23 protein-coding genes are annotated in these 25145 nt (G+C 43.3%); 22 read left to right on the top strand and 1 reads right to left on the bottom strand.

Annotation, left to right across the window (positions count from 1 at the left end; genetic code table 11):
• The first annotated feature begins 145 nt into the window (after positions 1 to 145).
• The 10 genes from spoIIIJ (at position 146) to J7E32_RS04170 (ending at position 10713) form a co-directional block, all read left to right on the top strand.
• A complete protein-coding gene (spoIIIJ, locus tag J7E32_RS04125; protein WP_214904012.1) occupies positions 146 to 919 on the top strand; it encodes a YidC family membrane integrase SpoIIIJ in 774 nt (257 codons plus the stop codon).
• Positions 916 to 1536 carry an RNA-binding cell elongation regulator Jag/EloR gene (gene jag / locus J7E32_RS04130; RefSeq protein ID WP_214904015.1) on the top strand — a complete coding sequence of 207 codons (621 nt, stop codon included), beginning with the start codon at positions 916 to 918 and terminating at the stop codon, positions 1534 to 1536. Before spoIIIJ ends, jag begins: the two co-directional genes overlap by 4 nt.
• 628 nt (positions 1537 to 2164) lie before the next feature.
• The gene (gene mnmE / locus J7E32_RS04135; protein ID WP_214904018.1) at positions 2165 to 3550 is read left to right on the top strand and encodes a tRNA uridine-5-carboxymethylaminomethyl(34) synthesis GTPase MnmE; all 1386 of its coding nucleotides are present in this window, start codon (positions 2165 to 2167) and stop codon (positions 3548 to 3550) included.
• 127 nt (positions 3551 to 3677) lie between these two features.
• Positions 3678 to 5561, top strand: a complete 1884-nt coding sequence (gene mnmG / locus J7E32_RS04140) for a tRNA uridine-5-carboxymethylaminomethyl(34) synthesis enzyme MnmG (RefSeq protein WP_214904020.1) — start codon at positions 3678 to 3680, stop codon at positions 5559 to 5561.
• Positions 5562 to 5584: 23 nt separating this feature from the next.
• Positions 5585 to 6301 (top strand): 16S rRNA (guanine(527)-N(7))-methyltransferase RsmG, encoded by a 717-nt coding sequence (rsmG, locus tag J7E32_RS04145; RefSeq protein WP_214904022.1) that lies wholly within the window; start codon positions 5585 to 5587, stop codon positions 6299 to 6301.
• 191 nt (positions 6302 to 6492) lie between these two features.
• Positions 6493 to 7386, top strand: a complete 894-nt coding sequence (gene noc / locus J7E32_RS04150) for a nucleoid occlusion protein (protein ID WP_214904024.1) — start codon at positions 6493 to 6495, stop codon at positions 7384 to 7386.
• 553 nt (positions 7387 to 7939) lie between these two features.
• Positions 7940 to 8701: a ParA family protein gene (locus tag J7E32_RS04155; RefSeq protein WP_041965152.1), complete on the top strand. Its 762-nt coding sequence runs from the start codon at positions 7940 to 7942 to the stop codon at positions 8699 to 8701.
• The gene (locus J7E32_RS04160; protein WP_214904036.1) at positions 8694 to 9542 is read left to right on the top strand and encodes a ParB/RepB/Spo0J family partition protein; all 849 of its coding nucleotides are present in this window, start codon (positions 8694 to 8696) and stop codon (positions 9540 to 9542) included. The genes J7E32_RS04155 and J7E32_RS04160 overlap by 8 nt, the downstream gene beginning before the upstream one ends.
• A 258-nt stretch (positions 9543 to 9800) precedes the next feature.
• Entirely contained in the window at positions 9801 to 10511 is a 711-nt protein-coding gene (locus tag J7E32_RS04165) for a DUF554 domain-containing protein (protein ID WP_214904039.1), read from the top strand.
• 19 nt (positions 10512 to 10530) lie between these two features.
• Entirely contained in the window at positions 10531 to 10713 is a 183-nt protein-coding gene (locus J7E32_RS04170; RefSeq protein WP_214904042.1) for a hypothetical protein, read from the top strand.
• A gap of 35 nt (positions 10714 to 10748) precedes the next feature.
• Here J7E32_RS04170 and yyaC read toward each other — a convergent pair whose 3' ends face one another.
• Entirely contained in the window at positions 10749 to 11381 is a 633-nt protein-coding gene (yyaC, locus tag J7E32_RS04175; RefSeq protein WP_214904044.1) for a spore protease YyaC, read from the bottom strand.
• Positions 11382 to 11964: 583 nt separating this feature from the next.
• Between yyaC and J7E32_RS04180 the strand changes: the two genes are divergently transcribed.
• From J7E32_RS04180 to J7E32_RS04235, 12 genes are all read left to right on the top strand, one after another.
• Positions 11965 to 12873, top strand: coding sequence for a mechanosensitive ion channel family protein (locus J7E32_RS04180; RefSeq protein WP_214904047.1), 909 nt, complete (start codon positions 11965 to 11967; stop codon positions 12871 to 12873).
• Positions 12874 to 12890: 17 nt separating this feature from the next.
• Positions 12891 to 13085: a DUF951 domain-containing protein gene (locus J7E32_RS04185; protein ID WP_167830963.1), complete on the top strand. Its 195-nt coding sequence runs from the start codon at positions 12891 to 12893 to the stop codon at positions 13083 to 13085.
• A gap of 84 nt (positions 13086 to 13169) precedes the next feature.
• Positions 13170 to 15170, top strand: coding sequence for a molybdopterin-dependent oxidoreductase (locus J7E32_RS04190; RefSeq protein WP_214904050.1), 2001 nt, complete (start codon positions 13170 to 13172; stop codon positions 15168 to 15170).
• Positions 15171 to 15703: 533 nt separating this feature from the next.
• A complete protein-coding gene (gene ychF / locus J7E32_RS04195; RefSeq protein ID WP_214904066.1) occupies positions 15704 to 16804 on the top strand; it encodes a redox-regulated ATPase YchF in 1101 nt (366 codons plus the stop codon).
• 249 nt (positions 16805 to 17053) lie between these two features.
• The gene (gene rpsF, locus J7E32_RS04200) at positions 17054 to 17341 is read left to right on the top strand and encodes a 30S ribosomal protein S6 (RefSeq protein WP_214904069.1); all 288 of its coding nucleotides are present in this window, start codon (positions 17054 to 17056) and stop codon (positions 17339 to 17341) included.
• Between the two features lie 77 nt (positions 17342 to 17418).
• Positions 17419 to 17916 (top strand): single-stranded DNA-binding protein, encoded by a 498-nt coding sequence (ssb, locus tag J7E32_RS04205; protein WP_214904072.1) that lies wholly within the window; start codon positions 17419 to 17421, stop codon positions 17914 to 17916.
• 50 nt (positions 17917 to 17966) lie between these two features.
• Positions 17967 to 18203, top strand: coding sequence for a 30S ribosomal protein S18 (rpsR, locus tag J7E32_RS04210; RefSeq protein WP_031307629.1), 237 nt, complete (start codon positions 17967 to 17969; stop codon positions 18201 to 18203).
• Positions 18204 to 18406: 203 nt separating this feature from the next.
• Positions 18407 to 19348 carry a YybS family protein gene (locus tag J7E32_RS04215; protein WP_214904075.1) on the top strand — a complete coding sequence of 314 codons (942 nt, stop codon included), beginning with the start codon at positions 18407 to 18409 and terminating at the stop codon, positions 19346 to 19348.
• Between the two features lie 30 nt (positions 19349 to 19378).
• Positions 19379 to 21352: a DHH family phosphoesterase gene (locus J7E32_RS04220; protein ID WP_214904078.1), complete on the top strand. Its 1974-nt coding sequence runs from the start codon at positions 19379 to 19381 to the stop codon at positions 21350 to 21352.
• A complete protein-coding gene (gene rplI, locus J7E32_RS04225) occupies positions 21349 to 21798 on the top strand; it encodes a 50S ribosomal protein L9 (RefSeq protein WP_214904081.1) in 450 nt (149 codons plus the stop codon). The genes J7E32_RS04220 and rplI overlap by 4 nt, the downstream gene beginning before the upstream one ends.
• 120 nt (positions 21799 to 21918) lie before the next feature.
• Complete coding sequence (dnaB, locus tag J7E32_RS04230; protein WP_214904084.1) at positions 21919 to 23283, top strand: replicative DNA helicase; 1365 nt, start codon at positions 21919 to 21921, stop codon at positions 23281 to 23283.
• 202 nt (positions 23284 to 23485) lie between these two features.
• On the top strand, positions 23486 to 24775 hold the full coding sequence (locus J7E32_RS04235; RefSeq protein ID WP_214904087.1) for an adenylosuccinate synthase: 1290 nt from the start codon (positions 23486 to 23488) through the stop codon (positions 24773 to 24775).
• Positions 24776 to 25145: the final 370 nt, after the last annotated feature.

Genomic DNA, 25145 nt, shown 5'->3' on the forward strand with positions numbered 1-25145 from the left:
GAATTGTAATTTTTAAAAGCGCTTCCCTATAAAAGATGTTAAAATACTCTTGATTGCATTGCCATAATAAGGCTAAATGTACATAAATTTTGGGACAAACTTTTGAAAATAAATGAACGTACGGGAAGTTAGGAGGAAATGAAGCTTGAAAAAAAGAATATTATTGATAATGGGCTTGATTTTAGTGATGACCTTGCTGACAGGCTGTATGGAGTACGACCAGCCAATCACTGAGGAGAGCAAGGGTTTTTGGAATGAATATATCGTTTATCCATTGTCCTTGTTAATCGTCAAGATGGCTGAATGGCTTGGAGGCAGTTTCGGTTTATCGATTATTGCTGTTACATTAATCATCCGTTTGGCAATCTTGCCGCTTATGATAAAGCAAACGAGAAGCTCCAAAGCTATGCAGGCATTGCAGCCGGAAATGGCAAAGTTAAAAGAAAAATACAGTTCAAAAGACCAAAAAACCCAGCAGAAGCTCCAACAGGAAACGATGGCACTTTTCCAGAAGCATGGTGTCAATCCGCTTGCAGGATGTTTCCCGCTGATCGTTCAGATGCCGATCTTGATTGGTTTTTACCACGCGATTTCAAGAACGCGGGAGATTGCGGAGCATAACTTTATGTGGTTTGACCTTGGTTCACCGGATCCATACTATATCCTGCCTTTAGTCGCAGGTGCGACAACCTTCATCCAGCAAAAAATGATGATGGCTGGCCAGGAAGCAAACCCGCAAATGGCAATGATGCTTTGGCTGATGCCAATCATGATCATTGTATTCGCGATCAACTTCCCAGCAGCACTTTCATTGTACTGGGTAGTCGGTAACTTATTCATGATTGTTCAAACTTACTTTATTAAAGGGCCGGATCTTAAGGCAACTGCTGCCGGCAATGCGGGAGGAGCAAAAAAGTGAAACAGGTAACTGCTACAGGACAAAATGTCGACGAAGCAGTAGAATCCGCTTTAGCTCAATTAAAAACAACCAAAGACCGCACAGAAATTGATGTAATTGATGAAGGCAAAAAGGGGATTTTCGGACTTTTCGGCGTACGACCGGCTGTCGTCAAGGTGACAGTGAAAATCGATGCTTTAGAAGAAGCCGTAAATTATTTGAAGTCGGTTGGCTTGCAAATGGGAGCTCCAATTGAAATTGATGTGAAAAAGGAAGGGAAAACAGTACTCTTTACGATGTCTGGTGAGAAAATCGCTTTGCTGATCGGAAAAAGAGGACAAACGCTGAATTCCTTGCAATTTTTAACTCAGCTCGTGGTGAACCGTTATTCTGAACAGTATGCTACTGTGTTGCTTGATGCCAAGGACTATCGCCAGCGCAGGAATGATACACTCGTGCAATTGGCTGAACGCCTTGCGCAAAAAGCAGTCAGAACCGGCCAGACCGTCGCGCTTGAACCTATGCCTTCGTATGAACGCAAAGTGATTCATACTGCATTAATGAAAAATAAGAAAATCAAGACCTATTCCGATGGCACAGAACCACATAGACATATTGTGATCGCGCCTTCGAAGTAATAAGTAATGAAAAACCCCGAACCAGGAGCTGGTTCGGGGTTTTTCATTACTTATTTTAAAGTTTTGAGCTCAACAGTGGCTCAAGAAGAGTAGAAACAATAGTATTTTCCGACCCAGCAATGTTCAATAAATAATTTAATGGCGGTTTTCACAATTTATTGGCGAAAAACCAAATATATTGGAGAAAAAACAGTTTTATTGGCGATAATGAACAGTATATTGGCGAAAATCAAATTTTATTGGCGACTTGGAAATTATCATGTTTTTTTTCCAGTTCACCAGGCAGCAGCTGGCTACCAGTTTATTCAAATCACATTTCTCCATCTATTCCTCCAATTCACTCAAATTACAATTCGTAACCAACTTCCTCTATTAGTTCACTCAACTCTCAATTCTGTTTTCCACAACCTAATTAAAAATCATTTATTTCCTCGTTTGGTTTTATTGTTATTCACATGTGGATAAGTTAAAATTAAATAAGTTTATTTTATCAGTTGTGGATAAATTCTAAGTTCCGAGGATTCCTTTCTTTTTTTCACTAAAGTGATGTGGTATTCTAGTAATTTGTAGAAAACAAACTTTAATCTTTTGATATATATATCTTTTTGCAGAAATGTGGGGTGAGCAAATGGAATTTGATACGATTGCAGCGATTTCTACGCCGATGGGTGAAGGTGCGATTGCGATAGTCCGTTTGAGCGGGGATCAGGCTTTTGAAATAGCAGATCGTCTTTTCAAAGGTGTTGGCAGCAAGAGGCTTAGTGAAGTGGCTTCGCATACAATCCATTACGGCCATCTGATCGATCCGAAAACTGGACAAGTTGCCGAAGAGGTAATGGTCTCTGTTATGAGAGGGCCGAAAACATTCACAAAAGAGGATGTAGTCGAAATCAACTGCCATGGGGGTCTTGTTTCTGTAAACCGTGTGCTTCAGCTTGTTCTGAATCAGGGAGCGAGACTGGCGGAGCCGGGGGAATTTACAAAACGGGCTTTTTTAAATGGCCGAATTGATCTTTCACAGGCTGAGGCAGTCATCGACTTGATCAGGGCGAAAACGGACCGTGCGATGAATCTGGCGCTTGGCCAGATGGAGGGACGCCTATCAAGGCTCATTCAAAAGCTGCGCCAGGAAATTCTCGAAATTCTTGCGCATGTGGAAGTGAACATTGATTATCCGGAGTATGATGATGTAGAGGAAATGACGCATAACATGCTTTTGGAAAAGGCGAAGTATGTAAAAGGGGAGCTGGAAAAGCTTCTGCAAACTTCACAGCAAGGAAAAATCCTTCGTGAAGGTCTGTCAACCGTCATTGTTGGCCGCCCGAATGTCGGGAAGTCTTCATTGCTTAACAGCCTTGTGCATGAAAATAAAGCGATTGTTACTGATATACCAGGAACCACCCGCGATGTCATCGAAGAATATGTGAACGTCCGCGGTGTTCCTTTAAGACTGCTTGATACAGCGGGAATCCGTGAAACGGAAGATATCGTCGAACGGATTGGGGTCGAACGATCTCGCCAGGTTTTGAAGGAAGCGGATTTGATTTTACTGGTTCTGAACTATTCGGATGAGCTTTCGGAAGAGGATCGGAACATTTTCAGAGCGGTGGAAGGCATGGATGTCATTGTCATCGTCAATAAAACCGATCTTCCGAAAAAAATTGATTTGGATGCAGTGAAAGAACTTGCAAAGGATTATTCGCTCGTGACGACCTCCTTGCTAGAGGACGAGGGTGTCGATGAGCTTGAAGAAGCGATTTCGAGCCTGTTCTTCTCAGGTGGTATTGAATCAGGCGACCTGACATATGTATCGAACAGCCGGCATATCGCACTCCTCAACCAGGCTGTTCATTCAATTGAGGAAGCGATCAGCGGTGTCGAAATGGGAACACCAATTGATATTGTCCAAATAGATTTGACTCGTTCCTGGGAGCTGCTTGGCGAAGTAATAGGTGAAAGCGTGCATGAAAGCTTGATTGACCAGTTATTCTCGCAGTTCTGTTTAGGGAAATAAAAAACATAAAAATTATTTTCGAAAAACTTTCTATAATGATACGGAAAATAGAGATGTAGCGCTTTTGGACTAGATAGATGCTTTTTACTTATAGAGATTGATTGCAGCATAAAAAGGAGGCAGCAGGATGGGTTATGAAGCCGGAAATTTTGATGTGGTTGTAGTTGGTGCCGGCCATGCGGGTGTTGAGGCGGCACTTGCGCCGGCACGCATGGGTGCGAAAACTGCGATGATTACCATTAATCTTGATATGATTGCGTTCATGCCGTGCAACCCGTCTATCGGCGGACCTGCAAAGGGAATTGTTGTACGGGAAATTGACGCTTTGGGCGGCGAAATGGGCCGCAATATTGATAAAACATACATCCAGATGAGGATGCTGAATACAGGTAAGGGTCCTGCAGTACGTGCGCTGAGGGCCCAGGCTGATAAGTTCGATTATCAGAATGAAATGAAAAAGACGCTGGAAAATGAAAAGAACCTTACATTGGTGCAGGGAATGGTTGAGCGCCTGGTCGTGGAGGATGGTGAATGTAAGGGGGTCATCACCCAGACAGGAGCCATTTATCGTGCGAAAACAGTCGTGATTACGACTGGAACGTATATGCGCGGGGAAATCATCCTTGGCGAATTGAAATACTCAAGCGGTCCGAACAACCAGCAGCCATCAATCAAGCTTTCGGAACATCTTGAGGAACTTGGCTTTGACCTGGTTCGTTTTAAAACGGGAACACCGCCGCGTGTGCACAGCGACTCGATTGATTATTCTAAAACAGAAATCCAGCCTGGTGATGATGTCCATCGTGCATTTTCCTATGAAACGACGAAATACATCACCGATCAGCTTCCTTGCTGGCTGACATATACGAATGAAAGTACACATCAGCTGATTGATGAAAATCTTCACCGTTCACCGATGTATTCCGGAATGATCAAGGGTACTGGCCCGCGCTACTGCCCATCCATCGAGGATAAGGTCGTCCGCTTCAATGACAAGCCGCGCCACCAAATCTTCCTGGAGCCTGAAGGCAGGAATACTCAAGAGGTTTATGTGCAGGGATTGTCTACGAGCTTGCCGGAAGAGGTCCAGCATAAAATCCTTCAGACAATACCTGGCCTGGAAAAAGTACAAATGATGCGTGCCGGCTATGCGATTGAGTATGATGCTGTCGTGCCGACGCAGCTTTGGCCAACACTGGAAACGAAACTGGTTAAAAATCTTTATACTGCAGGACAAATCAATGGTACTTCTGGCTACGAAGAGGCTGCCGGCCAGGGAATCATGGCTGGAATCAATGCCGGCCGAAGGGCTTTGGACAAGGAAGAAGTCATCCTGAGCCGTGCTGATGCCTATATCGGAGTATTGATTGATGACCTCGTGACTAAAGGAACGAATGAACCGTACCGTTTGTTAACATCAAGAGCGGAATACCGACTGCTTTTGCGCCATGACAATGCAGATCTTCGCTTGACTGAAAAAGGCTACGAAATCGGCTTGATTACCGAAGAGAGGTACCAGAAATTTTTAGCGAAAAAAGAAGCAATCGAAGGTGAGAAAAAACGCCTGCAATCGATTATCATCAAACCGTCCGCGGAGGTTCAGGAGTTGATCCGTTCTCTTGGCGGAAGTGAATTGAAGGACGGCATCCGTGCTTCAGATTTATTGAAGCGTCCTGAGGTTTCTTATGAGCATATCAAGCAGCTCGTTCCTGCAGCTGGCGAACTTGATTTCGAAACAGAGGAACAGACTGAGATTCAAATCAAATATGAGGGATACATCGAGAAATCACTTCAGCAGGTTGAAAGGCTGAAGAAGATGGAAGACAAGAAAATCCCGGAGAATATTGATTACGAAGCCATTTCTGGACTGGCGACAGAGGCTCGCCAAAAATTGAAAGAAGTACGTCCGTTGACATTGGCGCAAGCATCGAGAATATCTGGTGTGAATCCTGCAGATATCTCAATCCTGCTCGTTTATTTGGAACAAGGGCGTATTGCACGGATCAAGTAGTAACCATCAGAAAGGGTTGGCTTATGAATACAGATCAATTTAAAGCATTGCTCGCTGAAAAGGGGATCGAGCTTTCCCTGAAGCAAATGGAGCAATACGAAACGTATTATAAAATGCTCGTCGAGTGGAATGAAAAAATGAATTTGACTGCGATCACAGAAAAACCAGAAGTGTACTTGAAGCACTTCTATGACTCCATTTCTGCCGCATTTTATTTTGATTTTAATAAGCCGCTCAATTTGTGTGATGTTGGTGCCGGTGCCGGCTTCCCGAGCATCCCGATTAAAATTGCATTCCCGGAAATCAAGGTTACAATTGTCGATTCCTTGAATAAGAGAATCACGTTTTTGGAGCAGCTTTCGAAAGAATTGGGACTTGAGGGAACAACATTCATTCATGATCGTGCTGAGACATTCGGACAGAACCCAGCCCATCGTGAAAAATATGAAGTTGTTATGGCCAGGGCTGTTGCCAGAATGTCAGTATTAAGTGAGCTTTGCCTTCCGCTAGTGAAGGTTGGCGGTACATTCATCGCCATGAAGGGCAACCAGGCAGGAGAGGAATTGCAGGTGGGTGAAAAAGCGATCAGTGTTCTAGGCGGAAAGCTAGAATCCGCCCATGCATTCACATTGCCGGTGGAAGAGAGTGAACGAAATATTTTAATCATCAATAAACTAAAACCAACACCAAAGAAGTACCCAAGAAAGCCTGGAACTCCGAATAAAACGCCGATTGAATAGGTATATATTTTAGTCGCACCACCTCTGGTCAAAAGGCCGGAGGTGTGTGATTAAAGATGCCGGCCGTGCTCGCTCATGCTTTTTGGTCTATTTGGAAAAATGAATTTAGTTTATAATAGGATCTATAGGCAGGAATTTGTCATTTTTATAGAGAATATGTAATAGGGAGTTCATAAAGGTGGTGTAGGGTGATGAAGCCTTCTTTTTCGCGCTTTTTTGGCCTTGGAGAAAAGGAAAAAGAACGGGACCAGGCGGAAGAACAGGACCAAGTGGAAGAACAGACTGTTGAGGATATTGACAACATAGAACATGAAGAAATAAAGAAAATTCCGATTGACCATATTATTCCAAACAGATACCAGCCAAGAACTGTTTTTGATGATGAAAAAATTGAAGAATTGGCCCGTACCATTCATATACATGGAGTAATCCAGCCAATCGTCGTCCGCGAATTCGATCAAGATAAGTTTGAAATCATTGCAGGTGAACGCCGCTGGCGCGCAATGAAAAAGCTTGAGTGGGAAGAGGTTCCTGCAATCGTTAAAAACCTATCCGATTCCGAAACGGCATCTGTAGCTTTGATCGAGAACCTCCAGCGTGAGGAGCTTTCACCGATTGAAGAAGCAATGGCATATGGTAAATTACTGGAAATCCATAACCTAACTCAGGAAGCCCTGGCGCAAAGACTGGGAAAAGGTCAATCAACAGTTGCAAATAAACTGCGATTGCTAAAGCTTCCACAAGAAGTACAGGATGCGCTTTTGAACAAGCAAATCACAGAGCGGCATGCCCGTTCGTTAATCCCGTTGAAAAATCCTCAGCTGCAGGTGCAGGTTTTGGCAGAGGTCATTGAGAAATCCCTCAATGTCAAACAAACGGAAGAACGCGTCGTCAAGCTTTTGAGTCAAAATGAAGAAAAACCAAAGCCAAAACGGAAGGCATTCAGCAAAGATATGAGGATTGCGGTTAATACAATCCGCCAGTCGCTGACCATGGTTTCCGACAGCGGCATCAATCTCGATTCGGAAGAAGAAGAGTTTGAAGAGTTCTATCAATTCACGATTCGCATACCAAAGAAAAAATAATAGATTGCTAGCGGGGGACAGGCTGTCTCCCGCTTTTTTGTGGAAAAATCCAACCGCGTCAGTCGCCTGGTAAAGGTGTTTTTTTATTTAATAGACCTGTCATATTACCGGATTATTACTTTTGCATAAAAATTCTATCAACTGTCTTAATTCATGATAAAATAGAATACATGATTGCTTTTTTCGGCATCCGATATTCTTTATGGATGACGGGGAAGGTCTAAATCTCCATTTAAATTTTTCATGTTTACTTCGATATGTGTCTAGCTCCAGCGCCTAGCCCCTCGAGTCGCATGTTTTGTGTCGCCTCCTAGAAACTCCGAAACTTCAACTCCGCCGTCAGAAGCAAAAAGCGCTTCTTTGTCGNNCTTTTCGATTTCAGTCCTGTCAATGAAGTCAAAGTGCGACTTCACTGCCAGGCCTTCCGAGGCACACGATGTGCCAGACCCGCCAGCCACAGGACGTGGCGTCATAGGCGGGCAGCGCTTTTCGGGGCTGATCAAGGCGCTTGCGCTTTTCTAATTATTTTACGGGTTTGAAAGAGGGTGACAATGTGGGAAAAATCATTGCGATTGCGAATCAAAAAGGTGGAGTCGGCAAGACGACTACATCTGTGAATCTCGGTGCGTGCCTGGCATACATAGGAAAAAAAGTGCTGCTTGTCGATACGGATCCTCAAGGAAACGCAACGAGTGGTGTTGGGATTGAAAAAGCGGATGTTGAGCAATGCATATATGATGTTCTTGTTGACGATGTTGAAGCCAAAAATGTCATTCATCCAACAGCGGTAGAAAATTTATATACAATTCCTGCGACGATCCAGCTTGCTGGAGCGGAAATCGAGCTTGTTCCCACGATTTCAAGGGAGGTCCGCCTGAAGAGGGCTCTCGAGGAAGTGAAGGATCAATTTGATTATATTATCATCGACTGTCCGCCATCTCTCGGGTTATTGACACTGAATGCCTTGACGGCTTCAGATGCTGTCATAATCCCTGTCCAATGTGAGTATTATGCACTTGAAGGGCTTAGTCAGCTCTTGAATACTGTTCGCCTCGTACAGAAGCATTTGAACCAGGATTTGAAGATTGAAGGGGTTCTGCTGACCATGCTTGATGCACGTACGAATCTTGGTCTTCAAGTCATCGAAGAAGTGAAGAAGTACTTTCAGGACAAGGTGTACAAGACAGTCATTCCACGGAATGTCCGGCTGAGTGAAGCTCCAAGCCATGGAGAGCCAATTATCATTTATGATCCAAAGTCCCGCGGGGCAGAGGTTTATTTAGATCTTGCAAAGGAAGTGGTTGCAAATGGCTAAAGGCTTAGGTAAAGGATTGAATGCTTTCTTTAACATGGAAGCTGAGAGAGAAGAGAAGGTCCAGGAAATAAGCGTCAAAGAAATAAGGCCAAATCCTTATCAACCACGAAAAGTATTCCAGCCAGAAGCGATAGAAGAATTGAAGTTATCAATCCAGGAACATGGAATACTTCAGCCAATTATCGTCAGAAAAACGATAAAAGGCTTTGAAATCGTTGTTGGGGAAAGGCGTTTCCGGGCAGCAAAAGAAGCAAAGATGGAAACCGTGCCGGCAGTCGTCCGTGAGCTGAATGAACAGCAAATGATGGAGCTTGCTGTACTGGAAAATCTCCAGCGTGAAGACCTGAATCCAATCGAAGAGGGAATTGCCTATCAAACTTTGATTGAAAAACTGAAACTTACACAGGAAGAGTTAGCGAAAAGGCTGGGAAAAAGCAGACCGCATCTGGCCAATCATATCCGTTTGCTATCGCTGCCACCTAAAATCCAGCAACTCATTTCAGATGGCAAGATTTCAATGGGGCATGGGCGTGCGCTTCTAGGATTAAGGAAGAAAGACAAGCTGCCGATCCTTGTGGATAAAATCCTAAAAGATGGAATGAATGTCCGCCAGCTTGAACAACTGATCCAGCAGATGAACGAAGTTGTTCCACGTGAAACAAAAAAAGAGAAAGTAACAAAAGATGTTTTCATTCGAGAGCGTGAAACAACACTTCGGGAACGTTTCGGTACCACTGTTAACATCAAACAATCCAAAAATAAAGGAAAAATTGAAATAGAATTTTTCTCGAAAGATGATTTAGAACGAATTCTGGAACTATTAGATCAGCAAAACTCTTAAGCTATCAAATTGATGGCTTCTTTTTTTACATAGGCTCTTTTCTCAAACTTTGTTGCTATTGACTACAAAATAGGATTGAATTCCTAAGCTTCTTCACAAAAACAACGCATATTATGAGAAAAGAGCTTGCAAACTTAGTACCGACATACAAAATAGCTATTAGCACGTTAAAATCGGCTTTAAGATTTTAACAACAATCTTACGAAAACAGCCTTTACATAAGTGTATTCATACAAAATCTGAAGATAGGTGAACAATATGTTTTTACTTGGCACCATTGTTAATGGGCTATTGATTATCATAGGGACCTTGCTGGGCCGGCTTCTGACGAGAATCCCTGAAAATATGAAAGCCACAGTCATGCATGGCATCGGGCTTGCGGTTATGGTACTGGGACTGCAAATGGGCTTTAAAAGTGCCAATTTCCTGATTGTTATTTTGAGTCTTGTGATTGGTGCAGTCCTAGGTGAAGCTTGGAAGCTGGAGGATAAGCTGAATGCTGTTGGGGACTGGCTCGAAAGAAAGCTTGGGTCAAAAGGGGAAGGCAGTATTTCACAAGGATTTGTGACGGCGACGCTTATTTTCGTCATTGGCGCAATGGCCATTATCGGCGCGCTCGACAGCGGGATTCGCGGTGACCATGACGTCCTCTATACAAAAGCGATTATTGACGGTTTCACGGCATTAATTCTGACTACTACACTAGGTATTGGCGTTTTATTTTCTGCGATTCCCGTCATGTTGTACCAGGGACTGATCGCCTTGTTTGCGACGCAAATAGATAAGTTTATACCGCAGGCATTGATGGACAGCTTTATCCTTGAGCTGACTGCAACCGGCGGTGTCATGATTTTTGCCATCGGCTTGAACCTGATTGGATTGACAAAAATCAGGGTTGCGAACCTGCTGCCAGGTATTCTTGTAACAGGTGTTCTTGTCACGATCTCACATTATATGATCGGGATTTAATGTTGGGGGTGAGTTCGTCGTGAAAGAGTTTTTCTCCAGTCTATTATTTATACTTAGCATTTTGATCTTTGCGATAACTGCTTACTTGCTTTATTGGACGATTGTGATGCCAGGGTGGTTCATTGTTCCTTTTCTTATTTCGTTATTAATCGGCCTGGTTACACTCTTTGTTTCAAAAAGGATAGACAAGCAAAAAGAATAGAAAAATGCCTGGATAGCCTCCAGGCATTTTTAACATTATTCAGCAACTGTAGGCTGCTCAGCTTCAAGATCCCAATTTAACTTTGGCCAATCCTGTTTCTTCGGCAGCTGCTGACTGCTCTCGAAAATACCGTTTGCGATCGTTTTTGCCATTTTTAAAACGAGGTTCAATCTTGTATTTTGCAATACAAAGAATTCCATAAACCCGCTGACATTGACAATGCCGGTAATGTGCATGTTTCCGACTTCAGGCAGCTCCTTATTCACTCCGGCACCCGGCTTGACGGGTCCATCGCCTACCTGGATGGAGCCTACGCTTTTTAAGCGGCCAAGGCAAGCGTCTATGCCAATAATAAAAGGATTGAAGTGTTTTTGTTTGATTTCGGCCAGTTTTGCATCCATATTTACAGCATGAATTGGATCATCAAGTGTACCATATACATGGTATGGTGCAATTTCTTTCTCCTGCAGCAGCGTTCCGATTAGCGGACCCAATGAATCACCGGTAGAGCGGTCAGTTCCAATACAGACAAAAACAATTGGGCGTGTGCTGAAATTAGGCAAATGGTCCAGGATTTCAGAAGCCAGCTTTTCGGCAGCCAGTTCATCTTCATGGTTAATTTTTGCCACATTGTTTTTCCGCTCGAAAAAATGGTTTTTGAGATTCATTGGATCAACTCCTTAAAAAATTCGTACTATCAGTATACGGACTTTTTTTGTAATCTATACATACCTGTAAACAGAAAGATTTAAACAGGGTCTTTTGGAGTGGTGAACTATTTATAAAGGAATAATGACTTATTTTTTTAAAAAGGCTTTATAATGGTTTGGACTCTTTCGGAAAATAATACTATTATATTAGAATAATATTATATTAGAATGACAGCATGCTTTTGAGTACGTTATGGCATCAACTTACAGAAACAGCCTTCTTTAACTACATTATAAAACTTGATAAAATGATTGTGTTTGTATGAAACTTACTAGTTTGTTACATAACGTTTAATAAGGCTGTTTTCGTAAAGATTGTTGTTAAAATCCTAAAGCCGATTTTAACGAATATATACCTATTGCGGAGGTCGGTATAAAGTTTACATGCTCTTTTCTCATAAAAACGTCTTCTTTACAAGGGTAAACAGCTAATTCAATCTAATTTTGTCTTCAATAGCAATAAAGTTTGAGAAAAGAGCATTAAATAAAGAGGTTCTGTTATAGCTTAAAGTAAGCATGAATTTTGCAGGCGGGTGAGAATATGAGTAAAACAGAAGAAAGTCTAACCAAGACACAAGCATTTTTTAATAAAATGAGTCAAAAGCTGATGGATGAGAACCTTTGGTTTGCCATTGGGGAAAGTGTTTTGAAAATCATTGCGATCCTGATTATCACAGGCTTGTTCATTCGAGTTGGAAAGATTGCGATCCGTAATTTCTTCAAGGTCAGGACGAGAGGGCCGCTAAGGATTACGGAACGGCGTGAAGCGACCTTGATGAAATTGCTTGAAAATGTGCTGACGTACGTTGTTTATTTTATTGCGATCATGTCCATTCTTGCGGCGATGGCAATCGATGTCAAAGCTATGCTCGCGGGAGCTGGGATTGTCGGTTTGGCAGTCGGCTTTGGTGCACAAAGTCTTGTGAAGGACATTATTACCGGTTTCTTCATTATTTTTGAAGATCAGTTTTCTGTAGGCGATTATGTACGAATTGGACAATTTGAGGGAACTGTGGAGGAAATCGGGCTGCGGACGACGAAAATAAAGAGCTTTACGGGAGAAATCAATATTCTTCCTAACGGCAGCATTGTTGAAGTCACCAACTTCTCGGTTTATAACAGTGTTTCGGTTCTCGATATAGGAATTGCTTATGAAGGGGATATTGAATACGCGGAAAAAGTACTGCAGCAATATCTTGAGACCACAACTGAGAAGTATCCGGAACTGGTGAAGACACCTGAGCTGTTAGGCGTACAGCAATTTGGTGCATCAGAGGTTGTACTGCGCATTGTCGCAGAAACAGTGCCTATGAAACACTGGTATATTGGAAGACAGCTTCGCAAGGACATCAAGCTTCTTCTGGATGAGCACGGAATTGAGATCCCATTCCCAAGAATGGTCATGTACTCTCGCCAGGAAGGCGGAGAGCAGAAAGAATTCGGTAAATAAACAAGGAGGTTTTACAATTGGAGCATGAATTTCAACTTAATGATGTTGTTGAAATGAAAAAACCACATCCTTGCGGCACCAACAAGTGGAAAATCATCCGCCTTGGCATGGATTTCCGAATCAAATGTGAAGGCTGCGAGCACAGTGTCTTGATTCCCAGAAAAGAATTCACACGAAAAGTAAAGAAGGTTTTATCGAAGCAGGGTGAGTAATCCTGCTTCTTTTTTTTGCCTAATTGTATTATTCTTAAAGATAAAATTAACGTACATATAGAGAGAACGTGGGGAGATGGGGAAGTGGCGACAGTACATCATTCAGCATGCCCATTGAATTGCTGGGACAGCTGCGGGTTCCTTGTTACCGTGGAAGACGGAAAGGTAATCAAGGTCGAAGGCAATCCAGATCATCCGATTACACAGGGGAAAATTTGCGGCCGCGGCAGGATGCTTGAGAACAGGGCGAATTCGGAAGACAGACTGCTTTATCCTCTGAAAAAAATCGATGGCAAATTCCAGCAGGTTTCCTGGGAGCAGGCTCTCGATGAGATTGCTGAAAAACTGGCTTATTATAAAGAGCGTTTTGGCACCACTTCCGTTTTGCACAGCCATGATTATGCCAACGGTGGTTTGCTCACCAATCTCGACAGCCGCTTCTTTAATCTCTATGGCGGTGTGACTGAATTGACCGGTTCTATTTGCTGGGGAGCGGGAATTGAAGCGCAGAACTGGGATTTTGGTGATGCCTACAGCCATGCACCAGAGGATTTGAAAAATAGCAAACATGTTGTCATCTGGGGAAGGAATGTCGCCCGGACGAATATGCATCTTTTCCAAAACCTCCAGGCTGCGAAAAAGAATGGCACGAAAATTTATGTCATTGATCCGATTTTTAACGCAACTGCGAAGATTGCGAATGAATATGTCTCTATCAAGCCAGGTTTTGATGGACTTTTAGCGGCTGGCATTATGAAAGAATTGCTTAGGATGGAACTGCATGATGTGGAGTTTTTGGCGAATCATACAGTCGGGTTTGGGGATTTGAAAGAAACGCTGGATAGCCTAACACTGGAATATATCAGTGAAGTGACCGAAGTACCGATTGAGGTCATCACTCATCTTGCTGAAGTATATGCTGACCGGCCGGTGTCAACGATCATGGGTCTTGGGATGCAGCGTTATGAAAATGGAGGCAATACGATCAGGCTGCTGGATGCGCTGGTTGCTGTCAGCGGCAATATTGGCATTCCTGGCGGCGGAGCCAACTATGCGAACAAGCAGGTAGGGCAGAGTTTTGACTATCAGAACATGACGATGGCTGAGCAGAAAAGTTCTTCACGCACTTTTACAATGATGAGGCAGGCAGAGGGGATTCTGTCAGCTATTGATCCTCAGATAAAAATGGGCATTGTCACATGCGGCAATCCACTTACTCAAGTTCCGGATACGAACAGAGTACGAGAGGCTTTTGAGTCGCTAGAAACCCTAGTGGTGATTGACCACTTCATGACGGATACAGCTGAACTGGCTGATTATGTTTTGCCAGCTGCCACGGCCTTTGAGGTAGAAGATGTTTACTATTCATCAATGTACCACCATTATGTGAATCACGGTCCGAAGCTGGTTGAACCACCGGGAGAAGCAAAGCCAGACGCCTGGATTTGGGCGGAACTGGCGTCCAGATTGGGCTTCGGGGACGAATTTGATTTTACGAGAGAAGAATTCTTGAAAATGGGACTCGTTTCTTTGCTGAAGAAGGGCATCACGCTCGAAAAAATACGTGATGATAAATTTGCCGAACTGCCAGTGGATAGGATTCCATGGGCTGATCGGGAATTCAAGACAGCAAGCGGCAAATATGAATTCACTTCTTCCGCAGTCACTGACGGCCGGATCAAGCTGTCACTGCCAAACGAAACAAAATGGACCAATCCCGAGCTGGCGGAGAAATATCCTTACACATTGCTGACAATCCACCCGCTACGCTCCAACCACTCGCAGCATTTCCACCTGTTCCAGCCGGAGCCTTATGTGAAAGTGGAGATTGCAGGCAGTGTGGCTGTCGAAAAGGGACTGAAAGACCAGGACCATGTCCGTGTCTGGAATGACAGAGGCGAAATTCATGGAACAGTTTCGATCCTCAAGGCTGCCCACCCGGGAACTGTTAACATCGATGAAGGATTGAGCGCCCGTTTTGGCGGCTCCGTCAACCAGCTGACCTCAAGCAGGGAATCAGATAACGGACTCGGAAGCACGCTATACGATTGCCTGGTTAATATAGAAAAAGTGGAAAAAGAATAATGGATGTAGTGCCGCACTTGAATTGAGGGTGCGGTTTTTCTATTGGGTGACTAGGGCGGAAAGATACCCTTATGCGAGCAAATTCCCATCTATAAGGGCACCATTCGAGCAGAAAGATACCCTTATACAAGCAGTTTCACCTTTATAAGGGCACTATTCGAGCGGAAAGATACCCTTATGTAAAGCATTTAACAATCATAAGGGCACCATTCAGGCGAAAAGATACCCTTATGCAAGCAAATCCCTCTCCATAAGGTCACCATTCGAGTGGAAAGATACCCTTATGCAAGCAGATTCGCCTCTATAAGGGAACCATTCGAGCGGAAAGATACCCTTATGCAAAGCATTTAACAATCATAAGGGCACCATTCAACCAGAAAGAGTAAATTCCCCCTCCACAAAGGCACCAAGAAGCTTACCTCCTTTTACAAGCTTGTCTTTTCCTTTCGTAATCTCTATAATTGTGAGAGGAAAAAATCGTTTAGGTGATTCTTGCTTGAATAGATACATTTTTAAATAGAGGAGTGACATGGATGGCCTTAACAGCAGGTATTGTTGGACTTCCTAACGTTGGGAAATCTACATTGTTTAATGCGATCACACAGGCTGGTGCTGAATCAGCCAACTATCCGTTCTGTACGATTGACCCGAATGTAGGAATCGTTGAGGTTCCTGATCATCGTTTAACTAAATTGACTGAGCTAGTACAGCCGAAAAAGACTGTACCAACAGCTTTTGAATTCACTGACATCGCTGGGATTGTTAAAGGTGCGAGCAAGGGTGAAGGACTTGGAAACAAATTCCTTTCCCATATTCGCCAGGTGGATGCGATTTGTCAGGTTGTCCGCTGTTTTGCAGATGACAATATCACACACGTTGCCGGTAAAGTGGATCCTATTTCGGATATTGAGGTCATTAACCTCGAATTGATTCTGGCTGACCTGGAATCTGTTGAAAAAAGAATCAGCCGCGTCGAGAAGTTGGCGAAGCAAAAGGATAAGGAAGCATCTATTGAGTTTCCAATACTAGCTCGCCTGCGAGATGCATTTGAAGCTGAACAACCAGCACGCGCAGTTGAATTCACTGACGAAGAAATGAAAATCGTTAAACATCTTCATTTGCTCACAATCAAGCCAATGCTATATGTAGCTAATGTAGGTGAAGAAGATGTCGCAGATCCAAGCGGAAATGAATACGTCCAGAAAGTCCGCGAATTTGCACAAAAAGACAATGCGGAAGTCATCGTCATCAGTGCCAGGATAGAAGAAGAAATCGCTGAGCTTGAAGGCGAAGAAAAGCAAATGTTCCTAGAGGAACTAGGCATTGAAGAATCCGGTTTGGACCAGTTAATCCGTGCAGCTTACAGCCTGCTTGGTCTGGCAACTTACTTCACAGCTGGCGTCCAGGAAGTCCGTGCATGGACATTCCGCCACGGAATGAAAGCACCTCAGTGTGCAGGTGTCATTCACTCTGATTTCGAACGTGGATTCATCCGTGCAGAAACAGTCCACTACGATGACCTTCTTGCAGCAGGATCAATGACTGCAGCCAAGGAAGCCGGAAAAGTCCGCCTGGAAGGTAAAGAATACGAAGTAAAAGACGGAGACATCATCCACTTCCGCTTCAATGTATAAACCGTTTTTGCCCTGCTCATATAGCAGGGCATTATTTTTTATTTTCAAATAACTAAGCATGGACAGAAACGCGAACATATGTTAGTATTTTGTTATAGAAATATATCACATAGAAACAGGCAAAGTAGATTCTCCATACATATCGTTGCCTTTGAATATATTCTGTGATATAATTTCATCTTGTGAGTAATTAATCAATTACTCCTTGCCCTGTAATGGGGCCGTTTAGACCAAAAGGAGGTGACAGTGATGAGAAAGTACGAAATTATGTACATCATCCGCCCAAACATTGAAGAGGACGCTAAAAAGGCTCTTACTGAGCGTTTCAGCACAATCCTTACAGAAAACGGTGCGGAAGTTGCAGAAGCTAAGGAATGGGGCAAACGCCGCCTAGCTTACGAAATCAATGATTTCCGTGATGGCTACTACCAGCTTGTTAAGGTAAACGCTACTCCGGCAGCAGTTGAGGAATTCTCTCGTCTTGCTAAGATCAACGAAGATATCCTTCGCCACATCGTAATCAGAGAAGAAGAATAATTAACGATATAAATAATAACTTTCAGCGGAAAATGTTTCACATGGAACATTCAGGCTGGGGGAAGGAGTTGATTCTGATGATGAATCGTGTCATTCTTGTTGGCCGTTTGACCAAGGATCCTGAATTACGTTTCACACCGAATGGAGTTGCGGTGGCTACTTTCACTCTTGCGGTAAATCGTTCATTTACCAACCAGCAGGGGGAAAGAGAAGCTGACTTCATCAACTGTGTGGTATGGCGCCGTCCAGCTGAAAACGTTGCTAACTTCTTGAAGAAGGGCAGCCTTGCAGGTGTTGATGGACGCGTTCAAACTCGCAGCTACGAAGGACAAGATGGTAAGCGTGTATACGTTACAGAAGTTCTTGCTGAGAGTGTTCAGTTCCTTGAGCCAAAAGGTCAAGGTCAAGGTCAAACTTCAGACAGAGGGGATAACAACTATTCCCGCCAAAATGATCAGGGTTCCCCATTCGGGAATCAGAATCAACGCCAGAACCAAGGTTATACAAAAGTAGATGAAGATCCATTTGCAGGTGGCGGCCAAATCGACATTTCAGATGATGATCTTCCATTCTAATATAATTCGGACGTAAAATATAATACACGAGGAGGGAAATGACCATGGCAATGGGTGGACGCAGAGGCGGACGTGCAAAACGCCGTAAAGTTTGCTACTTCACAGCAAACGGAATCACTAAGATTGATTACAAAGACACAGATCTTTTGAAAAAATTCATCTCTGAGCGCGGTAAGATTTTACCACGCCGTGTAACCGGAACAAGCGCTAAATATCAGCGTAAATTGACAGTTGCAATCAAACGTTCTCGTCAAATGGCATTACTGCCATACGTTTCAGGCGAATAATGATCGGATTTTAAAAGGCAGCGGGGCAACCCCGCTGCCTTTTATATTATCTATTAGACACTTCGTTTGCTTGTCAGAGTTTTAGAAGATAAAATAGTTCTTATCGGTTATTTTAAAAATGGCTGCTACTTTGGTTCAGTTATAATACCTTGCTGAAACCTTAAGGCAGACCAAGGCGCTTACGCATTTCTGTGAGGTGGATTATGAAGAATACATACAAGCTGACGGAAGGAGCCATTCTGTTAGCGATTTTTGCGGTTTTATTGTTGATCACTTTTTACATACCTGGCCTGGGGTTAATTGTGAACCTCTTTCTTTCTTTGCCATTCATGTTTTTCGGTGCTAAGTATGACGCCAAAAGTACGGCTGTGTTTACGATTGCCGCTGTATTATTATCGATGATTCTAGGGTCACTTCTGGCAATCCCGCTTGCATTGGCATATGGGACGACTGGTGCAGTGATGGGATACATGGTAAGGAAAGGGAAAAGCAGGTTTACAGCATACATAGCAGGTTCCCTCGTGTTTCTTTTGAATTTAGTGGCACAATATGCATTGTCGGTCATTTTCTTTAAAATTAATATTATCGAAGAACTGATGGAGGCTTTTCGGGTCTCTACCGACCAGGCAATCAAAATGCTGGAACAAATGGGGCAGACTCCTGATGAGAAACTCATCAAGCAATTTGAAACAATGATTGATATGATGGAAGTGCTTATGCCAAGCATGTTCGTCATGGCTTCATTTTTGATTGTGTTCCTGCTTCAGCTTGTCTCATTCCCATTCTTGAAGCGTTTTGGGATCAAGGTGCCATCCTGGCCTCCATTCAGGGAATTGAATCTGCCAAAAAGTATCTTATGGTACTATCTCATCGCGATGATTGCAGCATTGATTATGCAGCCGGAAAAAGGGACTTACTGGTTCTGGGCGATTTCCAATCTTACATTCATATTGCAGATGCTGATGGTTCTCCAAGGTTTATCATTAGTTTTTTATGTCACACATATAAAACGGTATCCTAAAGCTGTTCCAATCATCGTCATTATCCTGACCTTCCTCCTGCCATTTGTTCTTTATATTGTCAGGATATTAGGTATAATTGATTTAGGGTTTGACTTAAGAAAACGTCTTGGGGAGAAGAAGTAATCAGAAACTAACGCTTTAGGAGCTGAGCACATGCCTTCTTATTTAGAGAGGCGGCAAATACGTTATCCATTGTATGGATTGATGGCCGTAACACTGGTGCTAATTGGATTTCTGTCTTACTATAACTGGATTATAGGAGCGGCAGGATTCATTCTCACTGGCCTGTTGATATATCTCATTTTTCAAGTGAACCATAGAATGAGGCAGGAGACGGAAGAATACATTTCCACGCTGTCTTATCGGGTAAAAAAAGTCGGCGAGGAAGCATTGATGGAAATGCCGATTGGAATCATGCTGATCAATGACGACTATTATATTGAATGGACGAATCCTTTTATTGCTGCTAGTTTCAATGAAGACTCGCTTGTCGGCAAATCGCTTTATGATGTAGCCGATGCGGTCATTCCATTGATTAAGAAAGAGGTAGAAACCGAAATCATTACTCTTCATGACCGGAAGTTCAGGATCATTCACAAACCTGATGAAAGGCTTCTCTACTTTTTCGATGTGACCGAACAGGCAGAAATTGAAAAAATGTACCATGATGAGCGCACAGTCATTTCAATTATTTATCTTGATAACTATGAGGAACTGACTCAGGGAATGGATGACCAGACAAAAAGCAGCTTGAACAGTCTTGTTACTTCCATTTTAAATAAATGGGCTACCAATAATGGAGTATTCCTCAAGAGGGTTTCTTCGGAACGATTCATCGCTGTTTTTAGTGAACATATTCTCCAGCTGCTTGAAAAAGGGAAGTTCACGATTCTCGATGAAGTAAGGGAAACAACATCGAAACAGAATGTCCCATTAACTTTGAGCATTGGTGTTGGTACGGGTTATTCCTCGCTTCCTGAACTCGGAAGTCAGGCGCAGTCCAGTCTGGACTTGGCTTTGGGACGCGGCGGCGATCAGGTAGCGATCAAACAGCCTAACGGCAAAGTTAAGTTTTATGGCGGCAAGACAAATCCTGTTGAAAAGCGTACAAGGGTAAGGGCGCGAGTCATTTCTCATGCATTGAAGGAATTGGTTGTCGAAAGTGATAAGGTCTTGATCATGGGACACAAGAATCCGGATATGGACGCAATTGGTTCGTCAATCGGTATCCTTAAAGTAGCACAAATGAACAAGCGTGAAGGCTTTATTGTGTATAATAAAAATGAGATCGATACAGGTGTACAGCGCTTGATGGATGAGATTAAGGAAAACGAATCTCTATACTCAAGATTCATTTCACCAGAACAGGCGTATGAAATTGCTTCTGACGACACTTTGCTTGTCGTTGTCGATACTCATAAACCTTCACTTGTCATCGATGAAAGACTACTGAACCGGATTGAGAACGTCATCGTGATCGATCACCATCGCCGCGGTGAGGAATTTATTAAAAATCCGCTGCTCGTCTATATGGAGCCTTACGCTTCATCAACGGCTGAGCTTGTAACGGAACTTCTGGAATATCAACCGAAGAATGGAAAAATCCAGATGCTTGAGGCTACTGCTTTATTGGCAGGAATCATCGTCGACACGAAAAGCTTCACCTTAAGGACAGGGGCCCGTACTTTCGACGCTGCCTCATACCTGCGAAGCCATGGTGCGGATACTATTCTTGTACAGAAGTTCTTAAAAGAAGATATTAATACTTATGTAAAAAGAGCAAAAATTATAGAGAATGTTTATTTTTACCGGGATGGCATTGTCATTTCAAAGGGTGAAAACGATGTTTACTGTGACCAGGTGCTGATTGCACAGGCAGCGGATACACTCCTGACGATGGACGGTGTGTCAGCATCATTCGTGATCTCCAAACGATCAGAAGACACGGTAGGTATCAGCGCAAGATCGCTTGGGGAAATCAATGTCCAGGTGGTCATGGAAAATCTCGAAGGTGGCGGGCATTTAACCAATGCTGCGACGCAAATGTATGATATCTCTACGGATGAGGCAGAAACACTTTTACAAAATGCGATAGAGGATTATTTAGAAGGGGGACAAAAAGAATGAAAGTAATCTTTTTGAAGGACGTTAAAGGAAAAGGCAAAAAAGGCGAAATCAAAAATGTGGCAGATGGCTATGCACACAATTTCCTTATTAAACAGGGTCTTGCAGTTGAAGCAAATCAGGCTGCTATGAGTTCCCTTGATGCGCAACAGAAGAAAGAAGAGAAAATGGCACAGCAGGAGCTAGAAGATGCGAAAGCTTTGAAGGAAAAGCTGGAAAAAGTTACAGTTGAATTATCGGCGAAATCTGGAGAAGATGGCCGTCTTTTCGGCTCAATCACAAGTAAGCAGATTGCTGATGAACTGCAAAAAGCTAATGGCATCAAGCTTGATAAGCGAAAAATTGAACTTCAGGATGCTATTCGCACACTTGGATACACAAAGGTTCCAGTAAAGCTTCATAAGGATGTTCAGGCAACTTTGAATGTCCATGTTAAAGAAGGTAAATAATTTACAGTTCCATATAGCCGTAAACATGATAAACTAATATAGTTACAGAAAATAGGTGATCGGTCCTGCTGATCACTTTTTTCAGTTCGAAGAGAGAGAATTACGTAAGGGGGCTGGCAGATGAGTGAATTATTCGCGGATCGACTTCCGCCACAAAACATGGAAGCGGAACAAGCCGTACTTGGCGCAATATTTTTAGAGCCATCAGCTTTAACTCTTGCTTCAGAAATTCTATTACCCGAAGACTTTTATCGTGTTGCGCACCAGAAAATCTTCAACGTTATGCTGGATTTAAATGATAAAGGCAAAGCTATCGACCTGGTGACCGTTACTGAAGAATTGGCATCATCCAAGCTGATTGAAGATGTTGGAGGCGTCAGTTATTTAAGTGAATTGGCGGCATCCGTTCCGACGGCTGCTAATATAGAGTATTATGCTAGAATCGTAGAAGAAAAGTCATTGCTGAGAAGGCTGATCCGGACAGCATCAGGCATCGCTGAAGATGGCTATATGCGTGAGGATGAAGTTGAAGCATTACTTGCCGAAGCAGAAAAGAACATCATGGAGGTTGCCCAGCGCAAAGGCGGAGGAGCCTTCCATAATATAAAAGATGTCCTTGTCAGGACATACGATAATATCGAGGAAATGCATAACCGTCAAGGTGATATCACCGGCCTTGAGACTGGCTTTACCGAACTTGACCGAATAACCGCTGGCTTTCAGCGAAACGATTTGATTATCGTTGGCGCCCGTCCATCTGTTGGTAAAACAGCATTCGCCTTGAATATCGCCCAGAACGTTGCGAAAAAAACAGGAGAGAATGTCGCGATCTTTAGTTTGGAGATGGGTGCAGAACAGCTTGTCATGCGTGTCCTTTGTGCAGAAGGAAATATCGATGCCCAGAGGCTTCGTACAGGTTCCCTGACTGATGAGGACTGGGGCAAGTTGACGATGGCAATGGGAAGCCTGTCGAATACAGGAATCTTCATTGACGATACTCCAGGTGTCAAAATTACCGATATCAGGTCAAAATGCCGACGTTTAAAGCAGGAGCAGGGACTTGGCATGATCATGATCGATTACTTGCAGCTGATCCTCGGGAGCGGACGTGCCGGCGAAAACCGTCAGCAGGAAGTATCCGAAATATCCCGTTCCCTCAAGCAACTGGCGCGTGAATTGCAGGTCCCTGTCATCGCACTGTCCCAGCTTTCCCGTGGAGTGGAACAGCGACAGGACAAGCGTCCGATGATGTCTGATATCCGTGAATCAGGTTCGATCGAGCAGGATGCCGATATCGTAGCCTTCCTTTACCGTGATGACTATTATGATAAGGAATCCGAAGACAAGAACATCATTGAGATCATCATTGCGAAGCAGCGTAACGGCCCGGTGGGAACCGTAAAGCTGGCATTCGTAAAAGAATACAATAAATTCGTCAACATTGAAAACAGGTATGACGAATCGTACGCTCCACCTGGGGCATAATGAGAATTGATCCTTTTGGATTGATTCTCTTTTTTTGCTGATATTATATTTAGTATTTTAGGATGCAGGTTTTTACGAACGAAATAAATATAATATAAAATTAATGTTCGTGTTTAGTTGACTTTATACTATTATTGCTGGTAAACTTTATATGTTTGAAGCGAAAAAAAATTAACCGTATACCTTTGGAGGTGCTTTTTATATGTCATCCGTAGTAGTAGTTGGTACACAATGGGGAGACGAAGGAAAAGGGAAGATTACTGACTTCCTTTCAGAAAATGCTGAAGTGATTGCCCGTTACCAGGGAGGGAACAACGCAGGACATACAATAAAGTTCAATGGTGAAACATATAAATTGCATTTGATTCCATCAGGAATTTTCTATAATGATAAAATCAGTGTTATCGGAAACGGCATGGTTGTGGATCCAAAAGCGCTCGTGAAGGAACTAGCCTATCTTAACGATAAAAACGTTAAGACAGACAACCTGCGAATCAGCAACCGTGCACATGTCATTCTTCCGTATCACTTGAAACTTGATGAGGTGGAAGAAGCAAGCAAGGGCGCCAATAAAATTGGAACAACCAAGAAGGGGATAGGTCCTGCATACATGGACAAGGCTGCGAGAACAGGTATCAGGATTGCAGACCTTCTTGACAGGGAAGTCTTCGAGGAGAAGCTAACCCGCAATCTCGAGGAGAAGAACCGACTGCTAGAGCGCATCTATGAAACTGAAGGATTTAAGCTAGAGGATATTTTAGACGAGTATTACGAGTATGGTCAGCAAGTCAAAGATTATGTGGTCGACACATCTGTCGTTTTGAACGATGCTTTGGATGAAGGACGACGTGTCCTATTTGAAGGTGCACAGGGCGTCATGCTCGATATCGACCAGGGAACATATCCATTTGTTACATCATCCAATCCAGTAGCTGGCGGTGTCACCATTGGTTCAGGTGTAGGACCAACGAAAATTACCCATATCGTTGGAGTTTCAAAAGCTTATACGACTCGTGTCGGTGACGGACCATTCCCTACAGAGTTAGATAACGAAATCGGCCACCAAATCCGCGAAGTAGGACGAGAATACGGCACGACAACAGGCCGCCCGCGCCGCGTCGGCTGGTTCGACAGCGTCGTTGTTCGTCATGCCCGCCGTGTCAGCGGCATCACTGACTTATCGTTGAACTCTATCGATGTATTAACAGGAATTGAAACGCTCAAAATCTGTGTGGCATACCGCTACAAGGGTGAGTTAATCGAAGAATTCCCTGCAAGCCTTAAGACACTCGCTGAATGTGAGCCAGTATACGAGGAGCTGCCAGGCTGGACAGAAGACATCACAGGTGTGAAATCACTAGACCAACTGCCAGAAAACGCAAGACACTATCTTGAGCGCATCTCACAACTGACAGGCATCCCATTATCCATCTTCTCAGTCGGCCCGGACCGCACCCAGACAAATGTCGTCCGCAGCCCTTGGAGATCATAATAATTATTGAACAAAGCCCCCGATCATGTGATTGGGGGCTTGTTTTTATAGAGAAACTCCCAGTGGTTTCCAGTTAGCGGAATTAGCCTGTTTTTAGTAAATTTCTATTTATAGAATTTAAAATATCTAAGGAAAATAGAATGAGCTACGAAGAAAAACATGAAAAAGCTAAAAATATTTTAAAAAGATATATACAAACAATAAAATGCTATGGTAATATAAACAACGTTGTCACTAATTCGACAAAAAGTGATAAAGTTTGATACGAGCCATTAGCTCAGTCAGTTGCTTGCATCGAGGAGTTCACTTCAGCGGCAACTTGCGAGAAAGGCCGAAGGTATTTTGAGCACTGTATCAAGTAAGTCTTCAT

This window comes from Bacillus sp. ISL-55, from assembly GCF_018613155.1.
GTDB lineage: Bacteria > Bacillota > Bacilli > Bacillales > Cytobacillaceae > Mesobacillus.